This window comes from Actinomadura craniellae, from assembly GCF_003289645.1.
Taxonomy (GTDB): domain Bacteria; phylum Actinomycetota; class Actinomycetes; order Streptosporangiales; family Streptosporangiaceae; genus Actinomadura_D; species Actinomadura_D craniellae.
Genome location: NZ_QLYX01000008.1, coordinates 286,104 through 310,454, shown reverse-complemented (window position 1 = coordinate 310,454; position 24,351 = coordinate 286,104). Strand labels below are relative to the sequence as shown.

Annotated in this window: 21 protein-coding genes; 8 read left to right on the top strand and 13 right to left on the bottom strand. The window is 74.2% G+C overall.

What is annotated here, in order from left to right; all coding sequences use genetic code 11:
- Window positions 1-252: 252 nt before the first annotated feature.
- Window positions 253-462, bottom strand: coding sequence for a DUF397 domain-containing protein (locus tag DPM19_RS19460; RefSeq protein ID WP_111869362.1), 210 nt, complete (start codon window positions 460-462; stop codon window positions 253-255).
- 23 nt (window positions 463-485) lie between these two features.
- On the bottom strand, window positions 486-1,343 hold the full coding sequence (locus DPM19_RS19455; protein ID WP_111869393.1) for a helix-turn-helix domain-containing protein: 858 nt from the start codon (window positions 1,341-1,343) through the stop codon (window positions 486-488).
- Window positions 1,344-1,626: 283 nt separating this feature from the next.
- Between DPM19_RS19455 and DPM19_RS19450 the strand changes: the two genes are divergently transcribed.
- Both DPM19_RS19450 and DPM19_RS19445 read left to right on the top strand, forming a co-directional pair.
- A complete protein-coding gene (locus tag DPM19_RS19450) occupies window positions 1,627-2,403 on the top strand; it encodes an ATP-binding protein (RefSeq protein WP_158566829.1) in 777 nt (258 codons plus the stop codon).
- Between the two features lie 29 nt (window positions 2,404-2,432).
- Window positions 2,433-3,329, top strand: a complete 897-nt coding sequence (locus DPM19_RS19445) for a phosphotransferase (protein ID WP_111869360.1) — start codon at window positions 2,433-2,435, stop codon at window positions 3,327-3,329.
- Window positions 3,330-3,364: 35 nt separating this feature from the next.
- Here the strand turns inward: DPM19_RS19445 and DPM19_RS19440 are convergent, their stop codons facing one another.
- Together DPM19_RS19440 and DPM19_RS19435 are read right to left on the bottom strand one after the other, a co-directional pair.
- Window positions 3,365-4,438: a hypothetical protein gene (locus tag DPM19_RS19440; RefSeq protein ID WP_111869359.1), complete on the bottom strand. Its 1,074-nt coding sequence runs from the start codon at window positions 4,436-4,438 to the stop codon at window positions 3,365-3,367.
- A 205-nt stretch (window positions 4,439-4,643) separates the two neighbouring features.
- A complete protein-coding gene (locus DPM19_RS19435; RefSeq protein ID WP_111869358.1) occupies window positions 4,644-6,752 on the bottom strand; it encodes a WD40 repeat domain-containing serine/threonine protein kinase in 2,109 nt (702 codons plus the stop codon).
- A 288-nt stretch (window positions 6,753-7,040) separates the two neighbouring features.
- Between DPM19_RS19435 and DPM19_RS19430 the strand changes: the two genes are divergently transcribed.
- The gene (locus DPM19_RS19430) at window positions 7,041-7,508 is read left to right on the top strand and encodes a PPOX class F420-dependent oxidoreductase (protein WP_111869357.1); all 468 of its coding nucleotides are present in this window, start codon (window positions 7,041-7,043) and stop codon (window positions 7,506-7,508) included.
- A gap of 10 nt (window positions 7,509-7,518) precedes the next feature.
- On the opposite strand, the gene DPM19_RS19425 is transcribed toward DPM19_RS19430, so the two are convergent.
- From DPM19_RS19425 to DPM19_RS19390, 8 genes are all read right to left on the bottom strand, one after another.
- Window positions 7,519-7,875 carry an MmcQ/YjbR family DNA-binding protein gene (locus DPM19_RS19425; RefSeq protein WP_111869356.1) on the bottom strand — a complete coding sequence of 119 codons (357 nt, stop codon included), beginning with the start codon at window positions 7,873-7,875 and terminating at the stop codon, window positions 7,519-7,521.
- A gap of 154 nt (window positions 7,876-8,029) precedes the next feature.
- Complete coding sequence (locus DPM19_RS19420; RefSeq protein ID WP_111869355.1) at window positions 8,030-8,944, bottom strand: phytoene/squalene synthase family protein; 915 nt, start codon at window positions 8,942-8,944, stop codon at window positions 8,030-8,032.
- A complete protein-coding gene (locus DPM19_RS19415) occupies window positions 8,941-10,362 on the bottom strand; it encodes a phytoene desaturase family protein (RefSeq protein WP_111869354.1) in 1,422 nt (473 codons plus the stop codon). Before DPM19_RS19415 ends, DPM19_RS19420 begins: the two co-directional genes overlap by 4 nt.
- 256 nt (window positions 10,363-10,618) lie before the next feature.
- Window positions 10,619-11,665, bottom strand: coding sequence for a polyprenyl synthetase family protein (locus DPM19_RS19410; RefSeq protein ID WP_199485166.1), 1,047 nt, complete (start codon window positions 11,663-11,665; stop codon window positions 10,619-10,621).
- A 71-nt stretch (window positions 11,666-11,736) separates the two neighbouring features.
- On the bottom strand, window positions 11,737-12,525 hold the full coding sequence (locus tag DPM19_RS19405; protein WP_199485165.1) for a spheroidene monooxygenase: 789 nt from the start codon (window positions 12,523-12,525) through the stop codon (window positions 11,737-11,739).
- A complete protein-coding gene (locus DPM19_RS19400; RefSeq protein WP_233510465.1) occupies window positions 12,504-13,991 on the bottom strand; it encodes a phytoene desaturase family protein in 1,488 nt (495 codons plus the stop codon). The genes DPM19_RS19405 and DPM19_RS19400 overlap by 22 nt, the downstream gene beginning before the upstream one ends.
- A complete protein-coding gene (locus tag DPM19_RS19395) occupies window positions 13,979-14,743 on the bottom strand; it encodes a carotenoid biosynthesis protein (RefSeq protein WP_233510460.1) in 765 nt (254 codons plus the stop codon). Before DPM19_RS19395 ends, DPM19_RS19400 begins: the two co-directional genes overlap by 13 nt.
- Before the next feature lie 283 nt (window positions 14,744-15,026).
- A complete protein-coding gene (locus DPM19_RS19390) occupies window positions 15,027-16,538 on the bottom strand; it encodes a PucR family transcriptional regulator (protein WP_158566828.1) in 1,512 nt (503 codons plus the stop codon).
- Between the two features lie 94 nt (window positions 16,539-16,632).
- On the opposite strand from DPM19_RS19390, the gene DPM19_RS19385 reads away from it, so the two are divergent.
- From DPM19_RS19385 to DPM19_RS36795, 5 genes are all read left to right on the top strand, one after another.
- On the top strand, window positions 16,633-17,595 hold the full coding sequence (locus tag DPM19_RS19385; protein WP_111869352.1) for an isopenicillin N synthase family dioxygenase: 963 nt from the start codon (window positions 16,633-16,635) through the stop codon (window positions 17,593-17,595).
- A 163-nt stretch (window positions 17,596-17,758) separates the two neighbouring features.
- Entirely contained in the window at window positions 17,759-18,631 is an 873-nt protein-coding gene (locus DPM19_RS19380) for a helix-turn-helix domain-containing protein (RefSeq protein ID WP_111869389.1), read from the top strand.
- 91 nt (window positions 18,632-18,722) lie between these two features.
- Window positions 18,723-19,088 (top strand): histone-like nucleoid-structuring protein Lsr2, encoded by a 366-nt coding sequence (locus DPM19_RS19375; protein ID WP_111869351.1) that lies wholly within the window; start codon window positions 18,723-18,725, stop codon window positions 19,086-19,088.
- Window positions 19,089-19,120: 32 nt separating this feature from the next.
- On the top strand, window positions 19,121-19,513 hold the full coding sequence (locus DPM19_RS19370; protein WP_111869350.1) for a histone-like nucleoid-structuring protein Lsr2: 393 nt from the start codon (window positions 19,121-19,123) through the stop codon (window positions 19,511-19,513).
- A 54-nt stretch (window positions 19,514-19,567) separates the two neighbouring features.
- Window positions 19,568-23,257: a protein kinase domain-containing protein gene (locus tag DPM19_RS36795; protein ID WP_111869349.1), complete on the top strand. Its 3,690-nt coding sequence runs from the start codon at window positions 19,568-19,570 to the stop codon at window positions 23,255-23,257.
- Window positions 23,258-23,293: 36 nt separating this feature from the next.
- Here DPM19_RS36795 and DPM19_RS19360 read toward each other — a convergent pair whose 3' ends face one another.
- Window positions 23,294-24,124 carry a lipase family protein gene (locus tag DPM19_RS19360; protein WP_111869348.1) on the bottom strand — a complete coding sequence of 277 codons (831 nt, stop codon included), beginning with the start codon at window positions 24,122-24,124 and terminating at the stop codon, window positions 23,294-23,296.
- Window positions 24,125-24,351 lie beyond the last annotated feature (227 nt).

Here is a 24,351-nt window from a genome sequence, read left to right as displayed (position 1 = left end):
GCCAACACACCCAATGAAATACGATCCGTCAACCGCACAGACGAAGAATCGCTGTCAGCAACCTTTACCTGTCCAATTCGAGCCATCCAAGAACCGTACCACTCAAACACTTAACTTAGTGGCATTGGGTTATAACCCCCTGAAAACTCCAGGATCACGGGAGCAGCGCCGAATGGTCGCTGATCCTTCAGCATCCGGGGTGCCATAACGCCCTGAAAGCTGAAGGATCAGCTCGGAGGTGGATGTCGGCGGTTACAGGTCGAGTTCGCCGGCCTTGATGCGGGCGGTGAGGGAGGCCCAGGCGGCCGGGGTGAGGGTGAGGTGCCCGGCGGCGGGGTTCTTGGAGTCGCGGATCGCGACGGCGTGAGCAAGGCCGTCGGCGATCTCGACGCACGCGCCTTGTTGACCGCTGCGAGTGCTCTTGCGCCAAGTGGTACCGAAGGGTTCGTCGGGGGAAGGCATCGCATGATCCTCTTGTCGGGTGATCACAGCTCGGTGACTGCTGAGGCGATCAAGGCGATCGTATCCGTGGGGCTGAGCGCCACTGCGGTGAGACGTTGGAAGGCGACCCGGAATCGATCGACGTCCTCTTCGTTCTCGACGAAGAGTTCACCGGCGATGGTCTCGACGTAGACAGCATCGGGATCCTGGTCGTGGGGGAACGACAGGATCGCAAAGGCTCCGCCCGTGCCGGGATGGGCTCCGGAGTCGAACGGGATCATCTGAAGCGTCACCTTGGGCAGCTCCGCCATCTGGAGCAGGTGCTCAAGTTGTCCCCGCATCACGTCTTTGCCTCCGACGACCCGGCGAATGGCGGCCTCGTCCATGACGACCCAGAGACGAGCAGGGTCCTTGTCTGTGAGGATCTTCTGGCGTTCAGCGCGGATCTCCACCCGATGTTCTGCCTCGTCGGCTCCCAGCTCGTAGGGGCCGCCCAGAATAAGCGCGCGGGCGTAGTCGGTGGTCTGGAGCAGGCCAGGGATCATCAGCGGTTCAAAGCTGAGCACCGATGACGCCTCGGCCTCCAAGCCGATATAGGTGCTGTAGCGCTCGCTGATCATTTCCCGGTAGGCGTGCCACCAGCCGCGCTGGCGCCCCTCACGGGCCAGTGTGATCAGCGCGTCCCGCTCCCGTTCGGCGACTTCGTAGATCTCCAGGAGACGGCCCACATCGTGCGGGCTGGGACGCAGCCACTCACCACGCTCCATCCGGGTCACCTTGCTCACCGGCCATTCGAGCTTGCGGGCCACGTCGGTGGCCGTCAGGCCGCTGGCGTCGCGGAGCCTTCTCAGCTCGGCGGACAGACGGCGGCGCCGGAGGGTCGGGCTCTTGCGCGGTGCCATCACGTCCTCTCTTCCGGTGGACCAGATCGTAGGGCACTCGTCCGATCGCGGAGGGGAATCAGACATTAGACCACCAAACAGACTCATTGCTATTCGGGTATTGCTATTTAGGCGAGCCTCCATCAGTCTATGAGCCCGGAGGGAGACCCTTCCGACCCGTGTTACCTGGATGTACTGACTCAGAGCGATCAAGCGGAAGCAGCTCGGAAGTCAGCGTTCAGGCCCTCGACAACGACTCATGCACCGGCACTCCGCCGTGCCCGCCTGCCCCTGGTGGTGTCCCATGACGAACTCCCCGGCCCGAACCGCCCTACCGTCACTCGGCAGCCCGCTGAACCTCCGCTACGGCGGGGCCTGCGCCTGGCAACTGCCCCCCGACCAGACCTGCGCGTCCTACGCCCGCTCCCGCCTGACCACCGCGATGACCGCCCTCGGCCTGCCCACCGACCTGATCGACGACGCCACCCTCGCCGTCTCCGAACTGGCCACCAACGCCCTACTGCACGCCACCCACCCCACCACCCCGACGCCCTGGCCCGAACTGTGGACCTGGGCCCGCGTCCACCCCAGCCCACAACTGGTGATCACCACCTTCGACACCGACCGCACCCACCTCCCCCGACCAACCACCACCCCACCAGCCGGAGAAACCTCCCTCGCCACCTCCGGCCGGGGCCTGGGCATCGTCTCCGCCATCGCCGCCGACTGGGGCGTCCACCCCACCCGCTCCCGCTTCGGCGCACGCCCCACCCCCGGCAAAGCGGTCTGGTGCGCCTTCCCCCTATCGGAGCCCTGGCCCCGCAACTGCCTACTCCCCCCGGCCCAAGCCGCCGGACGACTCCACAAACTCCTCACCTACCGAGGCGTGGACAGAGTCCTGGTCAGCAACGCCCCCGGCGTCTCCCTGGTCTCACTCCCCTGCGGCCTCAACATCCGCGTCGAACCCAAATCCTTCACCTTCAACGACACCAACGGACACCCCACCCGCCGCCCCCTACTCGACCTCCAAGACCTCGCCGAACACCTCATCCGCCGCACCGAAGAAACCACGAAGAGGTAGAGCACCCCTCACCGCCAAGGGACCGATCGATGAGCGATCTCTGCGGCCCGCTGGACGTCGGTGACGTCCGGGCGGTCATTCCCACCGGCCCCCTGCTGCCCGCCGAACTGGCCGAGAGCGGGCGGGCCGCGCTGGCCAGCCCGGCCTTCGACGGGCCGGACCAGCCGCTGGACGGCACCCTCACCACGATCGAGGGACGCCACACGATCATCAAGCTCCAGCACCGCCAGCACGAGCGGCTGGAAACCATCCTGCGCCTGGAGGAACTGCGCCGGTACGCGGGCGTTCGGGCGCCCCGGCTGCTGGATCACGGAACCGTGGAAACAGCGGTGGGAGAGATCTGGTGGGCCGTCCACGACCTGTGCCACGGCTGGCCGAGCGAACGGCCCAGACCTGCCCAGCAACGAGCCCTCGGCGACCAGTTGCGCCGCTGGCACGATCGCGGGCGGGCCGGTGGGCTGCGGCTGGACGATCCCGGTGCCCTCGGCGTCCTGCTGGGCACCGCCCGCTTCCTCGTCCCCGGCGCCTATGCGGAGATCGCGGCCCGGTTCGACGCGGCCTGCCGGGGCCGCCGCGTCACCGCGATCCACGGGGACCTGGCGGCCGGGCACAACGCGCTCTACCTGGAGGGCGACCTCACCGCCGTACTCGATCCCGGCGGTGTGGACAGCGGCCCGCCCATGCTCGACCTGGCCTGGGCACTGGCCGTGGACCTCCCGCACGGCGGCTCCACGTCCGCCCTCCTGGACGGGTACGGGACCACCGACCAGGAAGCGCTCGACGCCGTGTTGCCGCTCATGATGCTCCGCCGGCTAGTGGACACCTTCGCCATCAACGCCCCCGACGACACCCGATGGCTGACCGGCTGGCTCCACCACCACGACCCCGGACTGCTCGACCTCGTCGCCCCGGAGCTGGAGGCGTAAGAGATCAACATGTCGTCCCGGTCCGCACGACCCGTTCAGCGGTCGAGGTGCCAGGTTCGTGGGGTGCCGTACTCGTTTCTGGTGCGCTGGAGGTAGCGGTGGGAGGTGTCGGTGGAGCGGGAGGGGGCGATCTGGCCGGTGGCGACGTTGACGGCGAGGCCGCCGATCACCTGCATGGCGAGGGAGGCGGCGGTGACCGCCGCGGGGAGGGTCGTGGCCTGCTCGGGGGAGACGGCGGCGGCCGTGGCGCCGGCGCCGAGGGCGACGAAGGAGAACACGCCGCCGCGGATCCAGGTCAGTTTGCTCGCTTGGGCCGCTTTGTCGAGGTCGGTCACGGCGTCCGCCAGGGCGAGGCGCATTCCCTCGAACACCTCGTGCGGGTTGTCGTCGTGGCGGGCTGCCAGGTCCGACTGGAGCCTGGTGACCTCTTGGACGAGGCGGCGGCGCTCGTCGCCGTAGCGGTCCCGGAAGGCGATCACCTTGGTGATGTCCGTGCCGGGGGCGGGCATCGGGAACAGGTCGCCCACGTCCACCTGCCAGCAGCGGCGGGTGCGGGCCGCCGGGGAGTTGACCGCCCAGAAGAAACCGTCGTCGCCGGTGTAGGTGAACCGGCGCGGGCCGGTCGCGTGCGGGCCCTCGTTCTGCCGGACGAGGTAGTCGGCGGCCACGGCGAAGAGCACGTGCCGCAGTTTCTGGTTGACCCGGACGCCGTAGCCGCCCTCCCGCCATCGGGCCAGCCCGTGGTCGACGAGCCAGGTGGTCCAGTCGGCCGGGAACCTGCTGATGGAGTACCAGTTGCTCACGCCGTCGAAGTCGGCGTCCTCGGCGGGGGGTTCGAGTTCTTCGCGGGTGACCTGGGCCAGCAGCCGGTTGCGTTCCACGGCGAAGGCGTTCCTGAGGGAGTCGGCCGCGTCGAACAGCGAAATGGGCTCGTACAGCCCCAGGTCCCGCAGTTCCAGCATCGTCCGGCCGCGTTCCGTCATCACGGCCTGGCGCCGCCATTCGTCCTCGTGCGGGGCGATGCTCGCCACCGAGTCCCAGTAGAGGACGGCCTGGAAGAGCGCGGCCTCGGGGGGTGTGGACCCCGGGTAGTAGAGCATCTGCGCCATCGCGTCCTCCTCGACTGCGCGCAACGGTTTTGAACAATTCGACGCCCTGGTGGCCCCGCCCGGCCTCAGACATCTTCGCAATATTCCAAGGGGACGCGGAATGGGATATTAGTGTTGGCCGATTAACGACTCATAGAGGGTCCGATAACAACGAAGGGAAGGTGGTTGTTACCGGTCTTTCATCCTCGCCGGCGTGCGCTGCGGGTCAGCGCAGCCGCCACAGGCGGGCTTTCTGCTCGTTGAGGGCGACGGCGAGGTACCCGCCGTCCGGGCTGAACGTCACCTCGGTGTGGGGGGAGTGACCGGGGAGGGTCGCGAGGGACCTGCCGGTCGCCGCGTCCCACAGCCGGACCGTGCCGTCCTCGCTGCCGGTGGCGAGGATCCCGCCGTCGGGGCTGAACGCCACCGAACCGACGTCGTTGGTGTGACCGGTGAAGGCCCGGACCGGACGGCCGGTCCGCAGGTCCCACAGCCGGGCCACGTCGTCCTTGCCTCCGGTGACGAAAGTCCCGCCGGCCGGGTGGAACGCCATCGCGAGGGTCTCGCGGGAGTGACCGACCGGGCCGGTCACCTGGCGGCCGGTCGCCGCGTCCCACAGCAGGGCCGTGTACATGTCGGCGTCGGCGCCGAGGGCGATCAAGGTGGCGACGAACCGGCCGTCCGGGCTGAGCAGCGGAACACGCATCGCTTCGCCGCCACGGCCGGCGGTGGCGATGAGCCGGCCGGTCCGCGTGCTCCACAACCGGACCCGAGCGCTGCCGCCGGCGAGGACCGAACCGTCCCGGTTGAACATCACGGCGTCGACCTCGCCCGCGGGGCCGGTGAGGGTGGCGGTGGCCGCGCCGGTCCGCGGGTCCCGCAGCCGTGCCGTGCCGTTCGTGTGCCCGGTGGCGAGGATCCCGCCGTCCGGGCTGAACGCGACACTGCCCACCTCGGCGGTGCCGTCCGTCCGGGTGGCGATGGCCCGGCCGGTCGCCCTGTCCCACAGCCGGACCGTGTTGCCGCCGCCGGTGACGACGGCCTTGTCGTCGGGGCTGAACGCCAGGGCGGTGACGGCGCCCCCGGGGTGGTCGAGGGTGGTGGTGGCCCGGCCGGTCGCCGTGTCCCACAGCCGGACCGGGCCGCCTTCCTGGCTGGTGGTGGCGAGGGTCCTGCCGTCCCGGCTGAACCGCGTCGAGTTGAGGTGACCGGTGTGGCCGGAGAGGTCGGCCACGATGTGGGGGCGGAGGGCGGGACGGCCGGTGCCCGCCTCCTTCCGCCCGCCCGCGACCGGCCCGTCCGGGATCAGGACAAGGCCCGCGGCCCCGGCCACAGCAAGCGCGATGCCCAGCCCGGCCAGCACGGCGGGACGGCGAAGACGGCGCCTGCCCGGCGGCACGGTCGTCCGGACGGCGTTCCCCGGCAGGACCGTCGCGGCGGCGTTCGTTCCGGGCACGGCCCAGACGGTGTCCCCGGGCGGTGCGGTCCAGGCGGGCGCCGGCAGGGGGGAAACGCCTGCCAGCGCGGCCAGCGCGGTGGCGGCCTGGGCGGCGGTGGGGCGGCGAGCCGGATCCCGGTCCAGCAGGCCGGCGAGCAGCGGTGCCAGCGCCCCGGCGTACCGGGGCGGATCGGGCCGGCGGGTGAGCAGCGCCGACAACACGGCCACCAGGCTGGGGCCGGTGTAGGGCGCGCGGCCCTCGACGGCCGCGTAGAGGGTGGCGCCCAGCGACCACAGGTCGGCGGCGGGGCTCGCGATCTCGCGATCGGCCTGCTCGGGCGCCATGTACGCCGGGGTGCCCAGGAGCGCCCCCGACGGGGTCAGGGTGGGGTCGCCGGCGAGGCTCGCGATCCCGAAATCGGTGATGACCACCCGGTCGTGGTCCAGCAGGACGTTGGCGGGCTTCAGGTCACGATGCACGATCCCCGCCGCGTGCGCCTCCCGCAGCGCCTCCGCCATCGCCAGCCCGATCCGGGCGACCCGGTCCGGCGGCAACCGCCCCTCTTCGCGGATCACCTCGTCCAGCGACCGGCCGCGCACGAACTCCATCACGATGAGCGGGCTGCCGTCGTGCTCGGCCACATCGTGGACGGTGATGATCCCGGGATGGCTGAGCCGGCCCGCCGCCCGGGCCTCCCGGACGGCCCGCCGGTTCATCTCGTCGCGCTTCTCCGCGCTGAGCTCCCGGGGCGGCAGCAGCTCCTTGACCGCCACCTCCCGGCCCAGCACCTCGTCCCGGGCCCGCCACACCCGGCCCATCCCGCCGGTGCCGACCTGTTCGGCCAGCCGGTAGCGCCCGCCCACCACGGTCCCGACGACGTTGCCCGCGCTGCCCACGCAGGTACGGTAACGACCGGCGGCCGGCGCCGGACACCGTCCCGCCCCGCCTGTGATCTATCACTCCCGCCGGTTGCGCCGGCTGGGCCCGTGCCCACCGATACGCGCGGCGCCCGGGGCGAGGGCCGCCGGGAAGGCGGCCGGTCGCGGGTCGGTGAATTCAGCTCCCGCCATATTTGACCGTGGCCGGCGGTCACCTTGCAGGGACGGCCGGTCCGGGACCTGCGCGAACGCCTTTAGGATGCGGGTCGCCAAGGTTCCGGACCGGCCACCGATCGGAGAAGCACGATGCCACGCCACATCGCCACCGCCGACACCGTCGAGCGCGACGCCCTCCTGGAGTTCCTCCGCCCCCGGCACCGCTGCCTGCTGTCCACCATCCGCGCCGACGGCACCCCGCAGCTCTCCCCCGTCACCTGCGGGGTGGACGCCGCGGGCCGGATCGTCATCTCGACCTACCCCGAGCGGGCCAAGACCCGCAACGCCCGGCGCGACCCCCGCGTCTCGGTGTGCGTCCTGTCCGACGACTGGAACGGCCCGTGGGTCCAGGTCGACGGCCGGGCCGAGGTGCTGGACCTGCCCGACGCCCTCGAACCGCTGGTGGAGTACTACCGCTGCATCTCCGGTGAGCACCCCGACTGGGACGAGTACCGCGCGGCGATGCGCCACCAGGACAAGTCCCTGATCCGCGTCACCGTCGAACGCTGGGGCCCCATCGCCACCGGCGGCTTCCCGCCCCGCCTCGCCGACTCCTGAACCCGGGGCGTCAGCGGTCGTCGTACGCGGCGACCAGGCGCTTCGGTGCCCGGTTGCGCCAGGCGTGCTCGATCAGCTCCTGCATGCGCTCCCCGGTGACCTCGGCCAGGTCGACGCGGAGGCCGACGAAGATCCGGCTGCCGTTCCGGCCGCCGTTGCGCCACACCTCCTCGTAGACGTCCGGCTGATCGGCGGCCGCCGTCCCGGCCTCCGCCTGCCCGACGCACACGATCGCGTGCGCGTCGCCCTTCTCCAGGTGCGCGAGGAGCTTGTCGGCGACCCGGAAGGCGGGCAGCCGGAAGTGCGGCTGCTCCACGACGTCCGGCAGCGCCATCGCGTAGCCACGGATATCGGCCAGCGTGATCATGGACGGGCTCCTCGCTGTCGTCTTCGGTGGCCTGACGGTAGAAGCCACATGGCGTCTCCACAAGGCCCCGGGCGGCGGCCCGCATGTCCCGCGCGATCACGTGCCGGAGGTGCGGGACGGCCGCTCTCCGGGGTCCGCCACAGCGGCCGGTGGATCAGCCGGGGATGGCCCGGGGCGGGGGTTGGGCGCGGCGTTCGGCGCGGTCGGCGGCGGAGGCGCTGCGCAGGTGGCGGGTGAAGATGGCGAGCCGGCGGTGCCGGGGGACGCGGGCCCGGGCGCGCAGGACGTCGTGGCCGGCCGCCGCGATCTCGTCGAGGATGCCGCCGTACAGCTCGTACGCCGCGCGGACGCAGGGGCGCGAGGAGGGGGTCAGCAGGTCGAGGCCCGGGAGCGCGCGCCGGTAGTGGTCGCGGGCGCGCCCGGTCTCGAAGGCGATGAGGGCGCGGACCCGGGGGGCGGCCGGGGCCCGGGCCAGGTCGGCCTCACGCACGCCGAACGCGGCCAGGTCGGCCTGCGGCAGGTAGATCCGGCCCCGGGCCAGGTCCTCGCCCACGTCCCGCAGGAAGTTGGTGAGCTGGAACGCCAGGCCGAGCTGGCGGGCGGGTTCGCGGGCGGCGGCCGCGGCGCCCGGCAGGGGTTCCAGCACCGGCAGCATCATGGTGCCGATGACGGCGGCCGACCCCTCCATGTAGGTCAGCAGGTCGTCGTAGCCGGCGTACCGGCGCACGGTCAGGTCGGCCCGCATCGAGCGCAGGAACGCGGCCACGTCGGCGGGGTCGATGCCGAAGGAGCGCACCGTGTGCACGAACGCCGGCAGCACCGGGTCGCCGTCCACCGGGTCGCCCGCCAGGCCGGCGGTGAACCCGGTGGCGAGGGTGTCGAGCGCCGCCGCCCGGTCGGCCGTCACGTCGAAGGAGTCCACGATCTCGTCGGCGTACCGGGCGAAGCCGTACAGGGCGTGCACGTGCCGCCGCTTCCAGGCGGGGAGCAGCCGGGTGGCCAGGTAGTAGGAGCGGCCGTACCGGGCGTGCAGCCGGCGGCACCGCTCGTAGCTGGCGGTCAGCGTCATCGCCCGCCCGCCACGATGCGCTCGGCGGCCAGCCGGCCGGAGATCAGCACGGGCGGTACGCCCACCCCCGGGGCGGTGTACATGCCCGCGAAGTGCAGCCCGGGGATCCGCCGGTCGGCGCCGGACGGCCGGAACCAGGCGGTCTGGCCGAGCCGGTGGTCGAGGGCGAAGGGGGTGCCCGCGGAGTGTCCCAGCCGGGCCCAGGCCGGCGGGTCGAGGACCAGCCGGGGCGCGGCCGACAGGTCGCCGTACCCCAGGTCGGCGAGGCGGCCGAGCAGGCGCTCCGCCAGCCGGTCCCAGTCGGCGCGGCCCAGCAGGTTGGGGGCCGGTTCCAGCACGCTGAGCGTGGCGGGCCCCTCCGGTTCGGGGCAGGTGACCAGCAGGTTCGGGTCGGGTTGGGGGCGGCCCGCCGCCAGCGCGGTGAAGGCGGCGTCCCATCCGGCGCTGAAGTGCACGGTGTGGTGCGCCTGGCCGGGTGGCGGCCGGTCCAACCCGAGGTGCATGACCAGGCAGGACGGTGCGAAGCGCGGCCGGCGTCGGCGCGGGCGCCCGGGCAGCAGTTCGGCCTCGGCCCGGAGCCGGTCGCACGCGACCACCGCGTTGCGTGCCGGGACGCGCTCCCCGGTGTCCAGCCGGACGGCCGCGACCCCGCCGGAGTCCGTCTCCACCCGGGTGGCGCGCACCCCGTACCGGATCTCGGCGCCGGCCTTCTCTGCGACCGCCGCCAGGGCCAGCGGGACGGCGTGCATGCCGCCCCGCTCGGGGAAGTAGACGCCGCCGACGGTGTCCATGTACGCGACCACGGCGTAGAGGCCGCGGGCCCGGCGCGGCGGCAGGCCGACGTAGAGCGCCTGGAAGGTGTGCGCTTTGATCAGCCGCTCGTCGGTCAGGTGGGCGGCCACCAGCCGGTCCAGCCGCCGGAAGCCGCCCAGCGCGGCGATCCGCAGCAGGGCGCCCGGCCGGGCGAGGCCGCGCAGCCGGGTCATGTCCGCGTCGATGAACGGCGCCCACTCGGCCGCGAACAGCTCGCCGAGGCGGTGCCGGAACCGCAGGTACCGGCCGGCCTCGGCCGGGCCGCACAACACCCGCACCCGCTCGGCCATCTCCTCCGCCCCGGCGGCCACGTCCAGCTGGGAGCCGTCGGGGAAGGTGAGCCGGTAGCAGGGGTCCAGGCGGCGCAGCGGCAGCCGGGTCGCCAGGTCCTCCCCGGCCGCGCCGAGCGTGCCGGCCAGCACTTCGGGCATGGTGAGCACCGACGGGCCGGTGTCGAACCGGTAGGGGCCCAGGCTCGCGGTGCCGCAGCAGCCGCCGGGCCGGTCGCGCGCCTCCACCACGAGCACGTCGCGGCCGGCCGCCGCCAGGTGGATCGCCGCGGCGAGACCGCCCAGGCCGGCCCCGATCACCACCGCGTCCGCCATCACGCGCTCCTACCGGCGGCCGGAGCGGCGCCGGTCCTCTCGCGCGGACCGGCCCCGCCCGCACCGGGCCGCCCGCGATCACGCGCCCCCACCGCACGGGCCGGGCCGAACCGAACGGGTCCGGCCATCACGCACCCCCGCCGCACAGGCCGAACCGGACCGGCCGTCACCTGACCCCACCGGCGGCCGGAACCGGGCCGTCCGCGATCACGCGCCCCCGCCGCGCGGGCCGGGCCGGGCCGAACCGGTCCGGCCATCACGCGTTCCGGTCCGTCGCCGCGCGGGCCAGGTCGGTCAGCGCCGCCGCGGCGTCCGGCGGGAGGCCGGCCAGGTTTCCGGTCGCCTCGGTGACCAGGGCGGAGATGCGGCGTTCGACGGTGTCCAGCGCGCCGGTCGTCACGATCAGGTCCCGGGCCGCGGCGACGCCGGCCGCGTCCCGCACCCCGTCCAGGAGTGCGGTGCCGGGCGGGCCGGCGCGGCGGCGGGTCTCGGCCGTCAGGTACGTCCGCCGGCCCTGGAGCAGGTCGGTCCCGGAGGGTTTGCCGGTGCGCGCGGGGTCACCGAACACGCCGAGGACGTCGTCGCGCAGCTGGAAGGCCTCGCCCAGCGGCAGCGCGTACGCGCTCAGCGTGGCGCGTAGCGCCGGGTCGCCGCCGGCGATGGCGTGCCCGAGGTGCAGCGGGCGCTCGACGGTGTACTTGCCGGACTTGTAGGTGGAGATCCGGACGGCCTCCTCGAAGTCCCCCCGGCCGGCGGCGGCGGACGACAGGTCGAGGTACTGGCCGCCGATGATCTCCACCCGGAGGCGGGTGAACACCTCCCACGCCGCGCGGGGCACGCCGCCGCGCAGCAGCGCGGCGTCGGCCCAGGTGAACGCGAGCATCGCCAGCAGCGTCGCCACCGACTCCCCGTACCGCCGGGGGTCTCCGCGCCAGTGCCGCCGCCGGTGGCGTTCCGCGAGGGCCAGGTGCGCCGTGGTGCGGCCGCGCCGGGTGCCGGCCTCGTCCATGATGTCGTCGAGGAGCAGGGCGCAGGTGTGCATGAGTTCCACGGCGCAGCCGGCGAGCAGGACGGTCTCCTCGTCGTCCGGTGATCCACCCGCGGCCCGGTGTCCCCAGTACACGAAGGACGGGCGGAGCCGCTTGCCGCCCGCGGCGACGAAGTCGACGAGGAAGCTCCGGATCACCTCCTGGCCGTCCGGGCCGAGGAAGGCCGCCCCCTGCGACTCCCGCTCCATGAGCGCGCCGAGCCGATGGTCGATCAGCGCCCGGACGTCGTCCGCCCGGGAGGCCGCCGTCATCATGCTCAGCTCCTTCGGGTCGGTGACCAGCCCCTAATTCCCTTTAGTGACTGATCGCTAACCCGGGGTGGCGGTCAGGCGTCCCGCAGCCGGACCCCGGGGGGTCGTGGCGACTCGGATGCCGAAGGGTCACGGGTGACCGGGTGCAGGGGGTCCGTTCCGTTCCAGGTGCCCTCGCTGGTGTGGGGGGTGAAGCGGGCGAAGAGTTCTTCCGAGTACCAGCCGCGGGCGCGCACCTGTTCGATCACGTGCCGGTGGGCCTGCTCGCCGCGGGCGAACCGGTGCATGGCGCGGGTGTCGCGCCACAGGGAGAAGGTGGCCTGCCGGAGCAGCGGCCACTCGCCCAGGCCGATGGCGGCGAGGCAGCCGTCCTGCCGGGACAGGGCCCGGTCCACCGCCGGGGACGCGCGGTGGAAGGCCGCCAGCCGGGACGGTCTGATCGACGCCCTGGTCAGGACCGCCACGGGGCCGGCGGGTTCCCGGGGGGCGACCGGGCCGAAGGGGGGCGTCCCGCCCCACCGGCCGCGTGCGGCGAGCGGGGTCAGGCGGACGTGCCAGGACTCGTCCGCCCGGTCCCGCCAGCGGGCCGGGATCGGTGAGCGCTCCAGGAACCGGGTCAGGGCCCGCTCGTCGTGCCACACCGCGAACAGCGCCCAGCGGCGCAGGTCGGCGCCCGGGCCCGTCGATCCGCCCCGGCCGGTGCCGAGGACACGCCAGAACGCCAGCCCGGCGGTGCGCCGCAGCACCGGGCGGTCGTACGCCGCGTACCGCACGGCGCCCAGGGTCGGGTACCTGACGAGGTGGAAGGAGGCGATGGTGCCGTCGGGCCGGGCGGCCGGCCTCACCAGGTCCGCCTGCGCCACGGCGGGGGCCTCCGGTCCGGGCCGGGGGCGTCCCGGGTGAGGGGGAAGTCCTCGTTCACCAGGCCGGCGACGATGCGCGCGCCCATGGTGACCAGCGGCAGCCCGCCGCCGGGGTGGGCCGAGCCGCCCACCAGGTACAGGCCGCGCCGCGGGCCCCGGTTGCCGGGGCGGCGGAGCGGGGCGAGCGGGCCGCGGTGGGCGGTGCCGTAGATCGCCCCGCCCCAGGCGCCGTGGCGGTCGCGCAGGTCCGCGGGGGTGAGCAAATCGACGAAGCGGAGGCGTCCGGCCAGGTCGTGGCCGCGGCTCGCGAGCCGGTCGAGCACCAGGTCGCGGTAGGACTCGGGGGACATCGGCCAGCGCGCGGGGTCGCGGGCGGGCACGTTGACCAGCATGACCCAGTTCTCGGCGCCCACCGGGGCCTGGGACGGGTCGTGCACCGCGGAGCAGCCGAGGTAGACGGTCGGGTCCTCCGGCGGCACGCGCCGGTCGAAGATGTCGGCGAACTCCCGCCGGTAGTCGGCGGAGAACACGATCGAGTGGTGGGCGAGTCCCGCGGTGCGTCCCGTCACCCCGGCCAGCAGCAGGAACGCCGAGGAGGAGGGGCCCAGCCGGACGATCCGGCGCAGCCGCCGCCGGTCGGGGAGCAACCGCCCGTAGAGCGCCGCCGCGTCGGTGTCGGCGACGACGGCGTCGGCCCGGGCCGTCCCGCCGCCGGCCAGCGCGACACCCGAGACCGCGCCGCCGCCGGCGAGCACCCGCGCCACCTCCGCGTCCAGGTGGACCTCCACCCCGGCGTCCGCGAGCAGCCCAGCGAGGTCCTCGGCGAGCCGGGGCAGCCCTCCGGGGACGTACCAGCCGCCGGAGCCGTGCTCGATCGCCGGGATGCAGCCCAGCGCGGCCGGCGCCCGGTAGGGGCTCGACCCGGCGTAGGTGGCGTAGCGGCCGACGTACTGCCGCAGCCGGGCGTCGTCGAAGAAGCGCCCGGCCAGGCCGTCCAGCGTGCGGCCCGGCGCGACCGCCAGCAGGTCGGTGAGCCGGCCCGGCCCGGACGGGCGGCCGATCGGGCCGGCGAAGAAGGTGCGCCGCGCCGCCGCCAGGCAGCCGCTCGCCCAGTCGTGGAAAGCCCGCCAGCCCGCCCCCTGCCCGGGGGCGAGCCGGTCCACCTCGGCGGCCATCGCCGCCGGGTCGCGGCGGGCGCGCAGCGTCGAGCCGTCGGCGAAGCGGTAGCGGCACAGCTCGTCGAGTTCCACCAGGTCCCGCCGGACACCCAGGTCCCGGAAGAGTTCGGGCAGGGTGAGCAGGGTCGGCCCCAGGGAGAAGGCGAACCCGTCGCGGCGGTGCTCGGCGAGCTTGCCGCCGAGCCGCGGTTGCCGCTCGTACAGGCGGACGTGGTGCCCGTCCCGGGCGAGCAGCAGCGCGCAGACCATGCCGCCCACCCCGCCGCCGATCACGATCACCTCCGCCACCGGCGCCTCCAGGCGAGCAGGGCGAGCACGCCCATCGAGATCCCGCCGGCGGCCGCGACGAGCGGGTCCGGCGGGTCGAACACCGCGGCGAAGCCCACCGTCTCCATGACCGCCATCACGGTGTAGACGGCGAGCAGCCCGGTGGACGGGGTGGCCGGCCGGCCCAGCACCGCGTCGATCACCGCCATGACCAGCAGTGACACCAGCAGCCAGCCCAGGAAGTTGCTGACCGGAATCCCCCGGTAGGGGCCGTGGTCGGCCCAGGTCCACAGGCCGAGGCGGACCATCTGCGGGTCCAGGAACAGGTCCCAGGCGGTGAGCGCCAGCGCCCCGGTGCCGATCCGGGCGAGACCGCCGGCGGGCGCCACCGCGACGGCGACCGCGTGCGCCGCCAGCCCCATGCCGCCCCAGGCCAGGGCCACCACCACGGGCACCCCGCCGACCTGGGGGCGCAGGGTCGCGGAGTAGCCGTACTCCCCGAACGGGACGCCGGTCCGCACCCCCACCCACTCCGCGGTGTACCCGACGGCGGCGGCGGCCGCCAGCGCGAGGGCGGCCCGGGGCGGGGTGTACCGCGCCGCGGCGAAGGCCGTCGCGCTCGCGGCCAGCAGCGCGACGACGGTGTCGACGAGCCGGGCGGGCCGGGGGTGCAGGCCGGACGCCACCTGTGCGGCGACCATCGCGGCCAGGCAGCCGGCGCCCGCCGCGGTGCAGACCGCGCGCCCGGTGCCGGCACCGCGCACCTCCCCCACCCGGCCTCCCCTCACTGTGCGCCCGCTGGCGTCCCTGTCCGCTCAGGTGCCGCGGCGCGGCGCGCATCCCCCGGCCGTGCACCTGCCGACGTTCCCATCCGCTCAGGTGCCGCGGTGCGGCGCGCGTCCCCCCGGCCGGCCTGTACGGGGGCATCTGCCGGTGTCCCGGTCCGCCCGGGTGCCGGCGCCGCGCGTCCCCCACCCGGCCTCCCCCCTTACTGGGGCACCTGCCAACGTCCCGGTCCGCTCACACGCGCGGAAGCGGTCGAAAGCGGCAAAGAGTTCAGGATGTGGTGAGCCGGTGGGCGGTGGCGGCCAGGAGCAGCGCCGCGTGCACGTCCGGTTCGGTGACCGTGTGCCCGAGCAGGGATTCGATGCGCTGCAGGCGCTGGTAGAAGGACTGCCGGCGCAGGTGCAGCACCCCGGCGGCGCGGGTGGCGCTACAGCCGTGCAGCAGGAAGACCTCCAGGGTGCGGACCAGGTCGGTGCGGTGCGCGGCGTCCCACTCCACCAGCGGGGCGATGGTGCGGCGGACCAGGCGGTCGAGGTGGTCGGTGTCGCCGTGCCGGGCCAGTTCCAGGTCGAGCGCGAGCGCCCGGGCGCTGACCACCCGGGAGCCGGGGCGCAGGTCGAGCGCCGCCCGCGCGTCGCGCAGCGAGTCGCCCAGCCCGCCCAGCTCGATCGCCGGATGGCCGATCGCGACCCGCACCTGCGGGGCGTTCAGCCGGCGCAGCGCCTCCTCCAGCGCCTGGCCGGCGGCGCCCGTCGCGTCCACCACGCCGCGCGGGACGGCCAGGACGCCCAGCACCAGCCGCGACACCCGGCCGCGCAGCGCCGAGGTGTGCAGGATGCGGGCGGCGCGGTCGATGACGGCGAGCGCGGCGGCGGTCTCCAGCGCGTCCGCGGCGACCCCGACCAGCAGGTGGTCGGCGGCGGGGTGGAAGCCCGCCAGCGCCGCCCGCAGCGAGGATTCGGCGCGGCCCTCGGCGGTGCCGTCCAGCAGGTCGGTGAGCAGGGCGGTGGCCAGCCGGTCGTGCTCGCTGGGCGGGTCGCCGGCCCGCAGCATGCCCAGGGCCAGCGCGACGGTCGTGCGCTCCAGCGCGATCGCCAGGTCCTCGCCGTCCAGCGCGCCGCCGGGGCCGGCGATCAGCCGCCCCCAGGTCTGCCCGTGCACGGTGACCGGCACCTGCGCCGCCGGGGCGTCCGCCACCCGCCACGCCTCCCGGTCGTCGGCGACGCCGTGCGCGGCGACCAGCGCCCCGTTGCCGGCGACCAGGACGAGCGGCCCGCCGATCACCTCCGCCGCGGTGGCCAGCAGGCCAGGCACGCCGGAGCCCTCGATGAGCGCCTCGTTCAGGGCGCGGGTGATGGAGTCGCCCAGCCGTAACCGGTGGCCGGCGTAGTCCACGATCCGGGTGTTGGCCTCCTCGGTGATCCGGCTGAACGGCACCACCGCGTGCAGGACGATGAACGGCAGCCGCAGCCGGCGGGCCTCGTCCACGAGTTCGCGGGGCACCTCGGGGAACGTCCGGCCCAGTTCCAGCGCCACCCCGGCCACCCGCCGGGCGGCGATCTCCCGCAGGTAGTGGCGGCGCGCCCCGGCGTCGGTGCCGGCCAGGCCGAGCCCGGTGGTCAGCAGCAGCTCGCCGCCGGTCAGCAGCGGGCCGATCTCGTAGATCTCGCTGGAGTGCACCCAGCGGACCACCCGGTCCAGCGCGGCCTCGCCGGCCAGCACGCGCGGCCGGGCGGCGCGCAGCGCGTCGAAGGAGAGGATCTCGCGGAGCGTGAGCGGCATCGCCCTACCTCGGTCGTTCCGTCCAGTCCAGGGCCTCATGGTACGGACGTTCTGTCCATACCGGGCGGCCCTTCTCCAGCGCATAGTTGGGGAGATGACGAGCGTGGTACCGACCATCGACCTGACCCCCTGGTTCCACGGGACCGAGGCCGACCGCCTGGCGGTCGCGGCGCGGGTGGACGCCGCGCTGCGGGAGGTCGGTTTCCTGGTGGTCACCGGGCATGGCGTCCCGGTGGAGCTGCGGGCCCGGATCCGCGCCGCGGCCAGGCGGTTCTTCGCCCTGCCCGGCGAGGTCAAGGAGACCTACGCGGCGACCGTCGGCGAGCGCGGCTGGCTGCCGCCGGGGGTGGAGGCCAACGGCTACGCCGAGGGCACCGAGACCCCGCCCGACCTCAAGGAGACCTACGCGGTCGGCGCGGACCGGCCCATCGGCGACCCGGAGATTGACGCCGCGTGGTTCCCGGCCAACCGCTGGCCGGCCGAGGTGCCCGAGCTGCGGCCGCTGCTCACCGACTACCTGGTCCGGATGCGCGACCTCTCCGACGAGTTGCTGGTGCTGTGCGCGGCGGCGCTCGGCCTGCCCCCGGAGTTCTTCGTCTCGCGGGCCGGCCACCCCTCGTACACGATGAACGTCAACTGGTACCCGCCGCTGTCGCTGCTGGGCGAGCCCGAGCCCGGCCAGTTCCGGATCGGCCCGCACACCGACTTCGGGACCGTCACCGTCCTCGACCGGCAGGACGGGGTGGGCGGCCTGCAGATCTACACCCGGGACGGCCACTGGGTGAACGCCCCCTACGTCCCGGATTCGTTCACGATCAACATCGGGGACCTGCTGGCCCGCTGGACGGGTGACCGGTGGCTCTCGGGCCGGCACCGGGTGCTGCCCCCCGATCCCGGCGCGCCGGACGAGGAGCTCATCTCGCTCATCTACTTCTACGAGTGCGATCCCGACGCACTGATCGAATCGCTCGGCCCGCCCGTCGGCCGGGTGGCGCACGAGCCCGTGCGCGCCCGCGATTACCTGCTCGACAAACTCAACGCCATCACCGTGGGCTGAGCCCCGCCAAAACAATTTCATGCACCAGTGTGGTGCGAATCACCGAATTCCGGTCGTGGGCGGGTCTGCACCCCTAGGTTGGGATCTCCCCAAAGACGCGCTCGACGGAAGGAATCGTCCGACCGTGACGGACCATGCGCCCGATTTGGCCTCCGTCACCCCGATGAGCGACACCTCCGAACTCCCGACGGGGCCGTTGATCCCGCGGATGGTGCTGGGCCAGCGGCTACGCCGGCTCCGGGAGGCCGCCGGCATCTCCCTGGACGACGCGGGCGAGACGATCCGGGCGTCCGGCTCGAAGATCTGCCGGATGGAACTGGGCCGCACCGGCTTCAAGCAGCGGGACGTGGCCGACCTGCTCACCCGCTACGGCGTCGACGACGAGGGTGAGCGCGCCATCGCACTCGCCCTGGCCGAGCAGTCCAACGCGGCCCCCTGGTGGTACGGCTACCGCAGCCTGGTGCCGGACTGGCTGCGGGCCTACCTCAACGCGGAGCAGGCCGCGAGCGTGATCCGGTGCTTCGAGACCCGGTTCATCCCGCCCCTGCTGCAGACCGAGGACTACGCCCGCCAGGCCATCCGGCACTACTACCGCGACGCCTCCGAAGGCGAGCTGGCCCGCCGGCTGCAACTGCGGATGGGGCGCCGGCGAATCCTGTACCGCAAACCCGACCCGACCCAGCTGTGGGTGGTGCTCGACGAATCGGTGCTGCACCGCCGGCTCGGCGACACCGGCACGATGCGCGCCCAGCTGGAGCACCTGATCGAGATGTGCGAGCTGCCGAACGTCACCGTGCAGGTCGTGCCGTTCTCCGTCGGCGGGCACTCCGGCACGGGCGGCTCCGCCACCCTGGTCCGCTTCCCGCAGCAGGGCCTGCCGGACATGGTGTACGTCAGGCACCTCGCCGGCGCCTCCTACCCCGACAAGCCCGCCGACGTCGACCGCTACTGGCACAGCTTCAACATCCTGGTGACGGAGGCGGCCACACCGGACGACACTCTGGAGATCATCCGCCGAATCCTGGCCAGGTATTGATCACACACGCCGCGGGTGGCGGCGTCCCGGCCATTTCAGTCCCCGGTGTGTGGCATTCTCACTTGCGCAACCGACGAGCAGGGGATGTGACGTGGCCACCAGGGTCATCACCGTGGATGACATCGACGGGTACGAGGGCGAAGACGTCATCCGGCGCGACTTCCAGATCGGCTCGATGACATTCGCCATAGATCTGGGCGACGCCAACCACAAACGGCTTCAGGACGTCCTGGCCGAACTGGCCCCCTATCTGGAGAAGGCGACCGAGGTCAAGCGGGCCGGGCGGGCCCGCAAGGGCACCGCCGACGCCGGCCCCCGGCTGCGCGGCTACTCCAACACCGACGTGCGCGAGTGGGCCGAGCGCGAGGGCGTCGAGATCAGCACCCGTGGCAAGATCGCCGACGAGGTTTACGAGCAGTTCATCGCCGCCCACCCGGACGCGAGGCCGGAGGCCTGACGGCCGCACGCGGCAAGAGAGAGAGTTAGGAAATGGCACGTACCACGGTCGTCGAGTTGCTCGACGATCTCGACGGCGGCCCCGCGAACGAGACGGTCACGTTCGCGCTGGACGGCATCGACTACGAAATCGACCTCAGCGCCCAGAACGCCGCCGCCCTGCGCACGGCCCTGGGTCCCTACGTGGCCGGCGCCCGCCGGGCACGGGCCGAGCGGCCGGTCAAGGCCGACGGTGGCAGCGTTACCCGCAGCACCAGCGACCGCGAGCGCGCCGCGGCCATCCGCTCCTGGGCCAAGCAGCACGGCATCGAGGTCAACGACCGGGGTCGCATCCCGGCCCAGGTCATCGTGGCCTACGAGGCCAAGGACCCCGGCCGGGCCAAGGCGGTCCCCGACATCCCGCAGGTGACCTTCCAGCCCGGCTGACCCGGCGACCCTCGGCGATCTACCCTTTTCGGGGAGTCGTCAAGGGAAACCGGGGTGATCGTCGTGCCGCCACGGCGCCGGGCGCTGTCCATCGGCGTCCGCTCCGCGGGCCACCGCGGCGGCCCGCTGCCCTTCGCCCCGGAACTGGCCCGGGAGCTCGCGCGCTCACTCGGTGAGCTCGGATACTCCCCCACCGTGCGCGACGGTCCCCGGCTGCCCACCCGGGCGCTCGGGGACGCGGTGGCGTCCCACCTCGACGGGGCCGGTGTCGTGGTGGTCCACCTGATCAGCCACGGCGACGTCGAGGAGCGGACGGGAACGCTCTGGGTCCCCGGCACCGACGGCGCGGCGGCCGGGGACGCCACCGACGTCGAGTCCTGGCTGAAGCGGGTGGAGCGCGACCCGGACGGCCCGCTGGTGCTGTTCCTGCTGGACCTCTGCCAGGCGGGCACCGCGGCGCGGCTGCCCTGGCAGATCCCGCTGGCCCACGGCCGGGTCCGGGCCTGGGTGCTCGCCGCCTGCGAGAGCGACCAGGCCGCGTTCAACGGCCACTTCTCCCAGGCGCTGATCAACGTGCTCGGCCGGATCGGCGACCTGGACGTCGGCCCGGCGCTGGAACACGTCCCGTACAACACGGTGGTCGGCGCCGTCCGGCGGGAGGTCGACCGGCTCGCCGTCGCGGCCGACACCGACCGCCAGCAGGTCATCGGCACGCTGGTCGACTCCGCCGCGGACCTGAGCTGGCTCCCGTTCTTCCCCAACCCCGCGTACGACCCCGCGGACCCGAAGGCGCGGCTGCGCGCCGGCCTGGACCCCGGGCTGCTGCCGTTCTTCGACGACCTCGACGAGGTGCTCGACGCCCGCCACTTCATCGAGCGGGCCGCCGGGGCCGGCCCGTTCCGGCGCTCCCCCGGGTTCACCGAACTGGCGGGGTGCTTCACCGGCCGCCGCAAGGAACTGCGCCGGCTGTCCTGGCTGCTCGGCGGCGAGTCCCCGGACGCGCCCGCCGAACCCCTGGGCGTCGTCACCGGCAGCCCGGGGGCGGGCAAGTCCGCGCTGCTGGGCGTGCTGGTCTGCGCCCTGCACCCGGGGCTGCGCGAGCCGACCCGGCGGGTGTGGGAGCACGTCGGCCGTGCCCTCTTCGAGACGGACGGCCCGGTTGCGGCCGTGCACGCCCGGGGCCGCCGGCTCGACGAGGTGGTCGGTTCGCTGGCCCGCCAGCTCGGCCTCGGCGAGCTGGACTTCCCCGACGACCTGGGGGAGGCGCTGCGGCGGGCGCCCCGGCCACCCGCGATCGTCCTGGACGCCCTGGACGAGGCCGAGAACGGCCCGCTGCTCATGGACGAGCTGGTGCTGCCCCTGGTCCGCGCCCGGCGCCCCGACGGGACCCCGCTCGTCCGGCTGGTGGTGGGGGTGCGCAGGTACGGCGACTACGCCCCGCTGCGCGACCTCGCCCGCCGCGACGCCCTCCTCGTCGACCTCGACGGCCAGCCGCGCGAGGTCCTGGAGGACGACCTGGAGGAGTACGTCACCGAACTGCTGCACGCCAGCGACGCCTACCGCGGGCGCGCCGCGGTGCGCCGGGCGTTCGCCCGCGGGGTCGCGGCGACCCTCTCCGCCGAACCGGAGGAGGGCGTCCGGCACCGCTGGGGCGAGTTCCTGGTCGCCGGGCTGTACACCCGGCACCTGGTGGCGGCCACCCTCGACCGGCCGGTGGGCACGCCCGGCGAGGCGCGGACGCTGGGCCGGCAGGTGCCGCGCGCCCTGCCACAGGTGCTCACCCTCGACCTGGACATCGGGACGTCGCCGCTGCTGCGCCCGGTCATGCTCGCCCTGGCCCGCACCTACGGGAACGGGATGCCCCTGTCGGTGCTGCGCCGGGTGTGCCGGGCGTACCTGGACGGCGGCGCCGAACCGGCCGTGGACCGGTTGCGGGAGGCGCTGGACGCCGGCCGCTTCTACCTGCGCCAGGCCACCGACGTGGACGGGACCACCCTGTACCGGCTGTTCCACCAGGGGCTCGCCGACCACCTGCTCGGCCGGGGCGGCGACGCCCGGTTCCGGGCGGCCGAACGCACCCGGGTCTCGGCGTTCCTCGACCTGCTGCTCGCCCCGCTCGGCCCGGCCGAGGAACGGGACTGGGCGGCGGCCGAGCCCTACGTGCTCCGGCACGCGTTGCAGCACGCCGCCGACGCCGGCCGGCTCGACGAACTCGTCCCCACCACGCCGGTGCCGGGCCCGGAGAGGACCGACCTTCCCTGGGCGGTCCCGGCGGACCAGTACGACTCGGAGCCCTCCTCGCGACCGGCCCCGGGGCTCCCGGTCGAAGCCCGATCCGGGCACGGGTCCCAGGCCGACCCCGACCGGGACTGGACCGACCCCAACCCCTGGCGGCGGGCCGCGGGCCGGCCCGGCGAACCGGACCGGGACTCGGCCGGCCCCAACCCCTGGCGGCCGGCCCCGGGCTGGCCCGGCGAACCGGACCGCGACTGGACCGACCCCAACCCCTGGCGGCAGTCCCCGGAACGGCCCGGCGAACCGAACCACGACTCGATCGGCCCCAACCCCTGGCGGCCGGCCCCGGGCCGGCCCGGCGAACCGGACCGCGACTGGACCGACCCCAACCCCTGGCGGCAGTCCCCGGAACGGCCCGGCGAACCGAACCACGACTCGGCCGGCCCCAACCCCTGGCAGCAGTCCCCGGAACGGCCCGGCCCGGCGCAGGGCGCCTCCGTCCTCGGCCGGGCCGGGCAGTTGGAGGAGATCTACGCCCGCGAGGCGTGGCAGCCCCGGCCCGACCTGCTGCTCGGCGGGCGGTGGCGGCTGGTGGCGCCCCTGGACGGCTCCGACCAGGCCGGCAACAGCGCGATCTGGACCGCCGTGCCGGCCGGCGACCCGGCACCGGAGGTGCTGGTCAAGCTCGTCCCCACCGGCGCGCACGGCTCGGCGACCCGGGCCGGCGTGCTGCGCCGCCGGGCGCTGCGCAACGACATGCGAGTGCGCACGACACACCCGCACATCCGGGCGCTCCTGGGCTCCGGCGAGGAGCAGGGATTCGCCTACGTGGTCATGCCCCGGTACGACCCGGGCAGCCTCACCGGCGTCTTCGCCGCCGCGGAGCGCACCCTGGACACGGTGCTGCGGATCGCCGAGCAGGTCCTGGACGGCCTGGCCGCGGCGCACCGGGCGGGGCTCGTCCATCTGGACGTCAAGCCGGGGAACATCGTGCTCGACCGCGGGGACGCGAAGATCATCGACTGGGGCCTGTCCGCCCAGTGGAACACCGAGCCCGGCCGGGAGCCGATGACGGGCGGCACCCCCTTCTTCGCCGCCCCGGAGCAGATCCTCCAGCCGCCGGGCTGGTGCACGCCGCTGGCCGACCTCTACGGGGCCGGTGCCCTGCTCTACTGGATGATCACCGGGCGCGCCCCGCTCACGCTCGAGCTCAGCACCGCGGCGACCCCGGGCGACATCGTGCGCCACCTCGACGGCGGGGGGCGGCCCGAACGGGTGGACCGGCTGGTCCCCGGGATACCCGCCGACCTGGGCCGGCTGGTCGACCGCTGGCTGAGCCGGGTGCCGCAGCAGCGGAACCGGCAGCCGGCCCCGCTCCACATGGTCGCGGAGGTCGCCCGGAACGAGCTCCGCGCCGCCCGGCGGGCCGTGCCCGGCGGGCCGTTGGTCCGCCTGCCCTGGCCAGGCCGCCGCACCTGGCCCACCGGGACCACCCGGCCCCTCCTGTGACGGGTTCCCCGGCCTGGACCGCGGCCCGGTGGCGGGTCACAGCAGGCGGGCGACGTCCGGGCAGGAGAGGTAGCCCCGGGCGGTGTGGAAGTCGCGCTCGCCGATGACCAGGTCGGGGTGGTCGGCGTCGACGCCGTCGAACCCGCCGCTCAGGCCGGTGCGGGGGATCGCGACGAGGTCGCCGACGTCGGCCAGGTTGGTCCACCGGGTCACGCCGGGCGGGCGGGCGCCCCGGCCGGCGCGGGGGGCCGGGACGAGGCGCTCGAACACGGCGCCCGGCATGCCGAGCGGGCTGCCGAGGGTGACCAGGTGGCCGACCCGCAGTTCGGGGTGCGCCCACAGCGCCTCGTAGGCCACGACGCTGCCCAGCGAGTGCGCGAGCACGGTGACGGGGCCGGGCGCGGCGCGGACGGCACCGGCCACCGCCTCCCGGGCCGCGATCCGCCGCCGGCCCGCCGGTTCCCGCAGGTAGGCGGTCATCTCGCGGGAGAGGGTGGTGACGAGGCGGCGTGCGGCGTCGCCGTGCTTGCGGGCCACCCAGTCGGCGGCGCCGCGGGCGCGGGCGGTGCGGGGGCCCATGGGGGTCTGCGGGCGCGTCCGGAGCAGGTCCACCCAGGAGATCAGCAGTTCCTGCGCCTCGGCGTCGAGCATCCCCGGGTCGTCGGGTCCCTGCATGGTGCCCCGGTGCAGGTGGTGGGCGTAGTAGCCGGTGGTCACCGGTGGCCCGGGACGGCCCGCCGCGGCCATCCCTTCGCCCAGCCAGCGGGACCAGACGCGGCCGAGCGCGGCCGACGCGGCCTCGGCCGTGCCCTCCCGCTGGAAGTACTCGTACTTGCCGGTGCCGTGGATCCCGATGACGGTGGCCATTCGCCCCTCCGGTGGTAGCGCCGTGCGCGGCCGTGTCAGAGAGGTATCAAAACTCGCGGGGGCCGCGCTAAGAGGGCGTTAAAGAAGTCACTTATCGCACTGATCAGGCGTTTCACTCCTTTTGTACCAAGCCGAATGCGGGCGCGGCTGGGGTGAACCTCCCTGGGTGAGGGCCCCGCGCCCGCGAACCGACAAGGAATGCGAGAGATGCCTGATCTGGTGTTCGT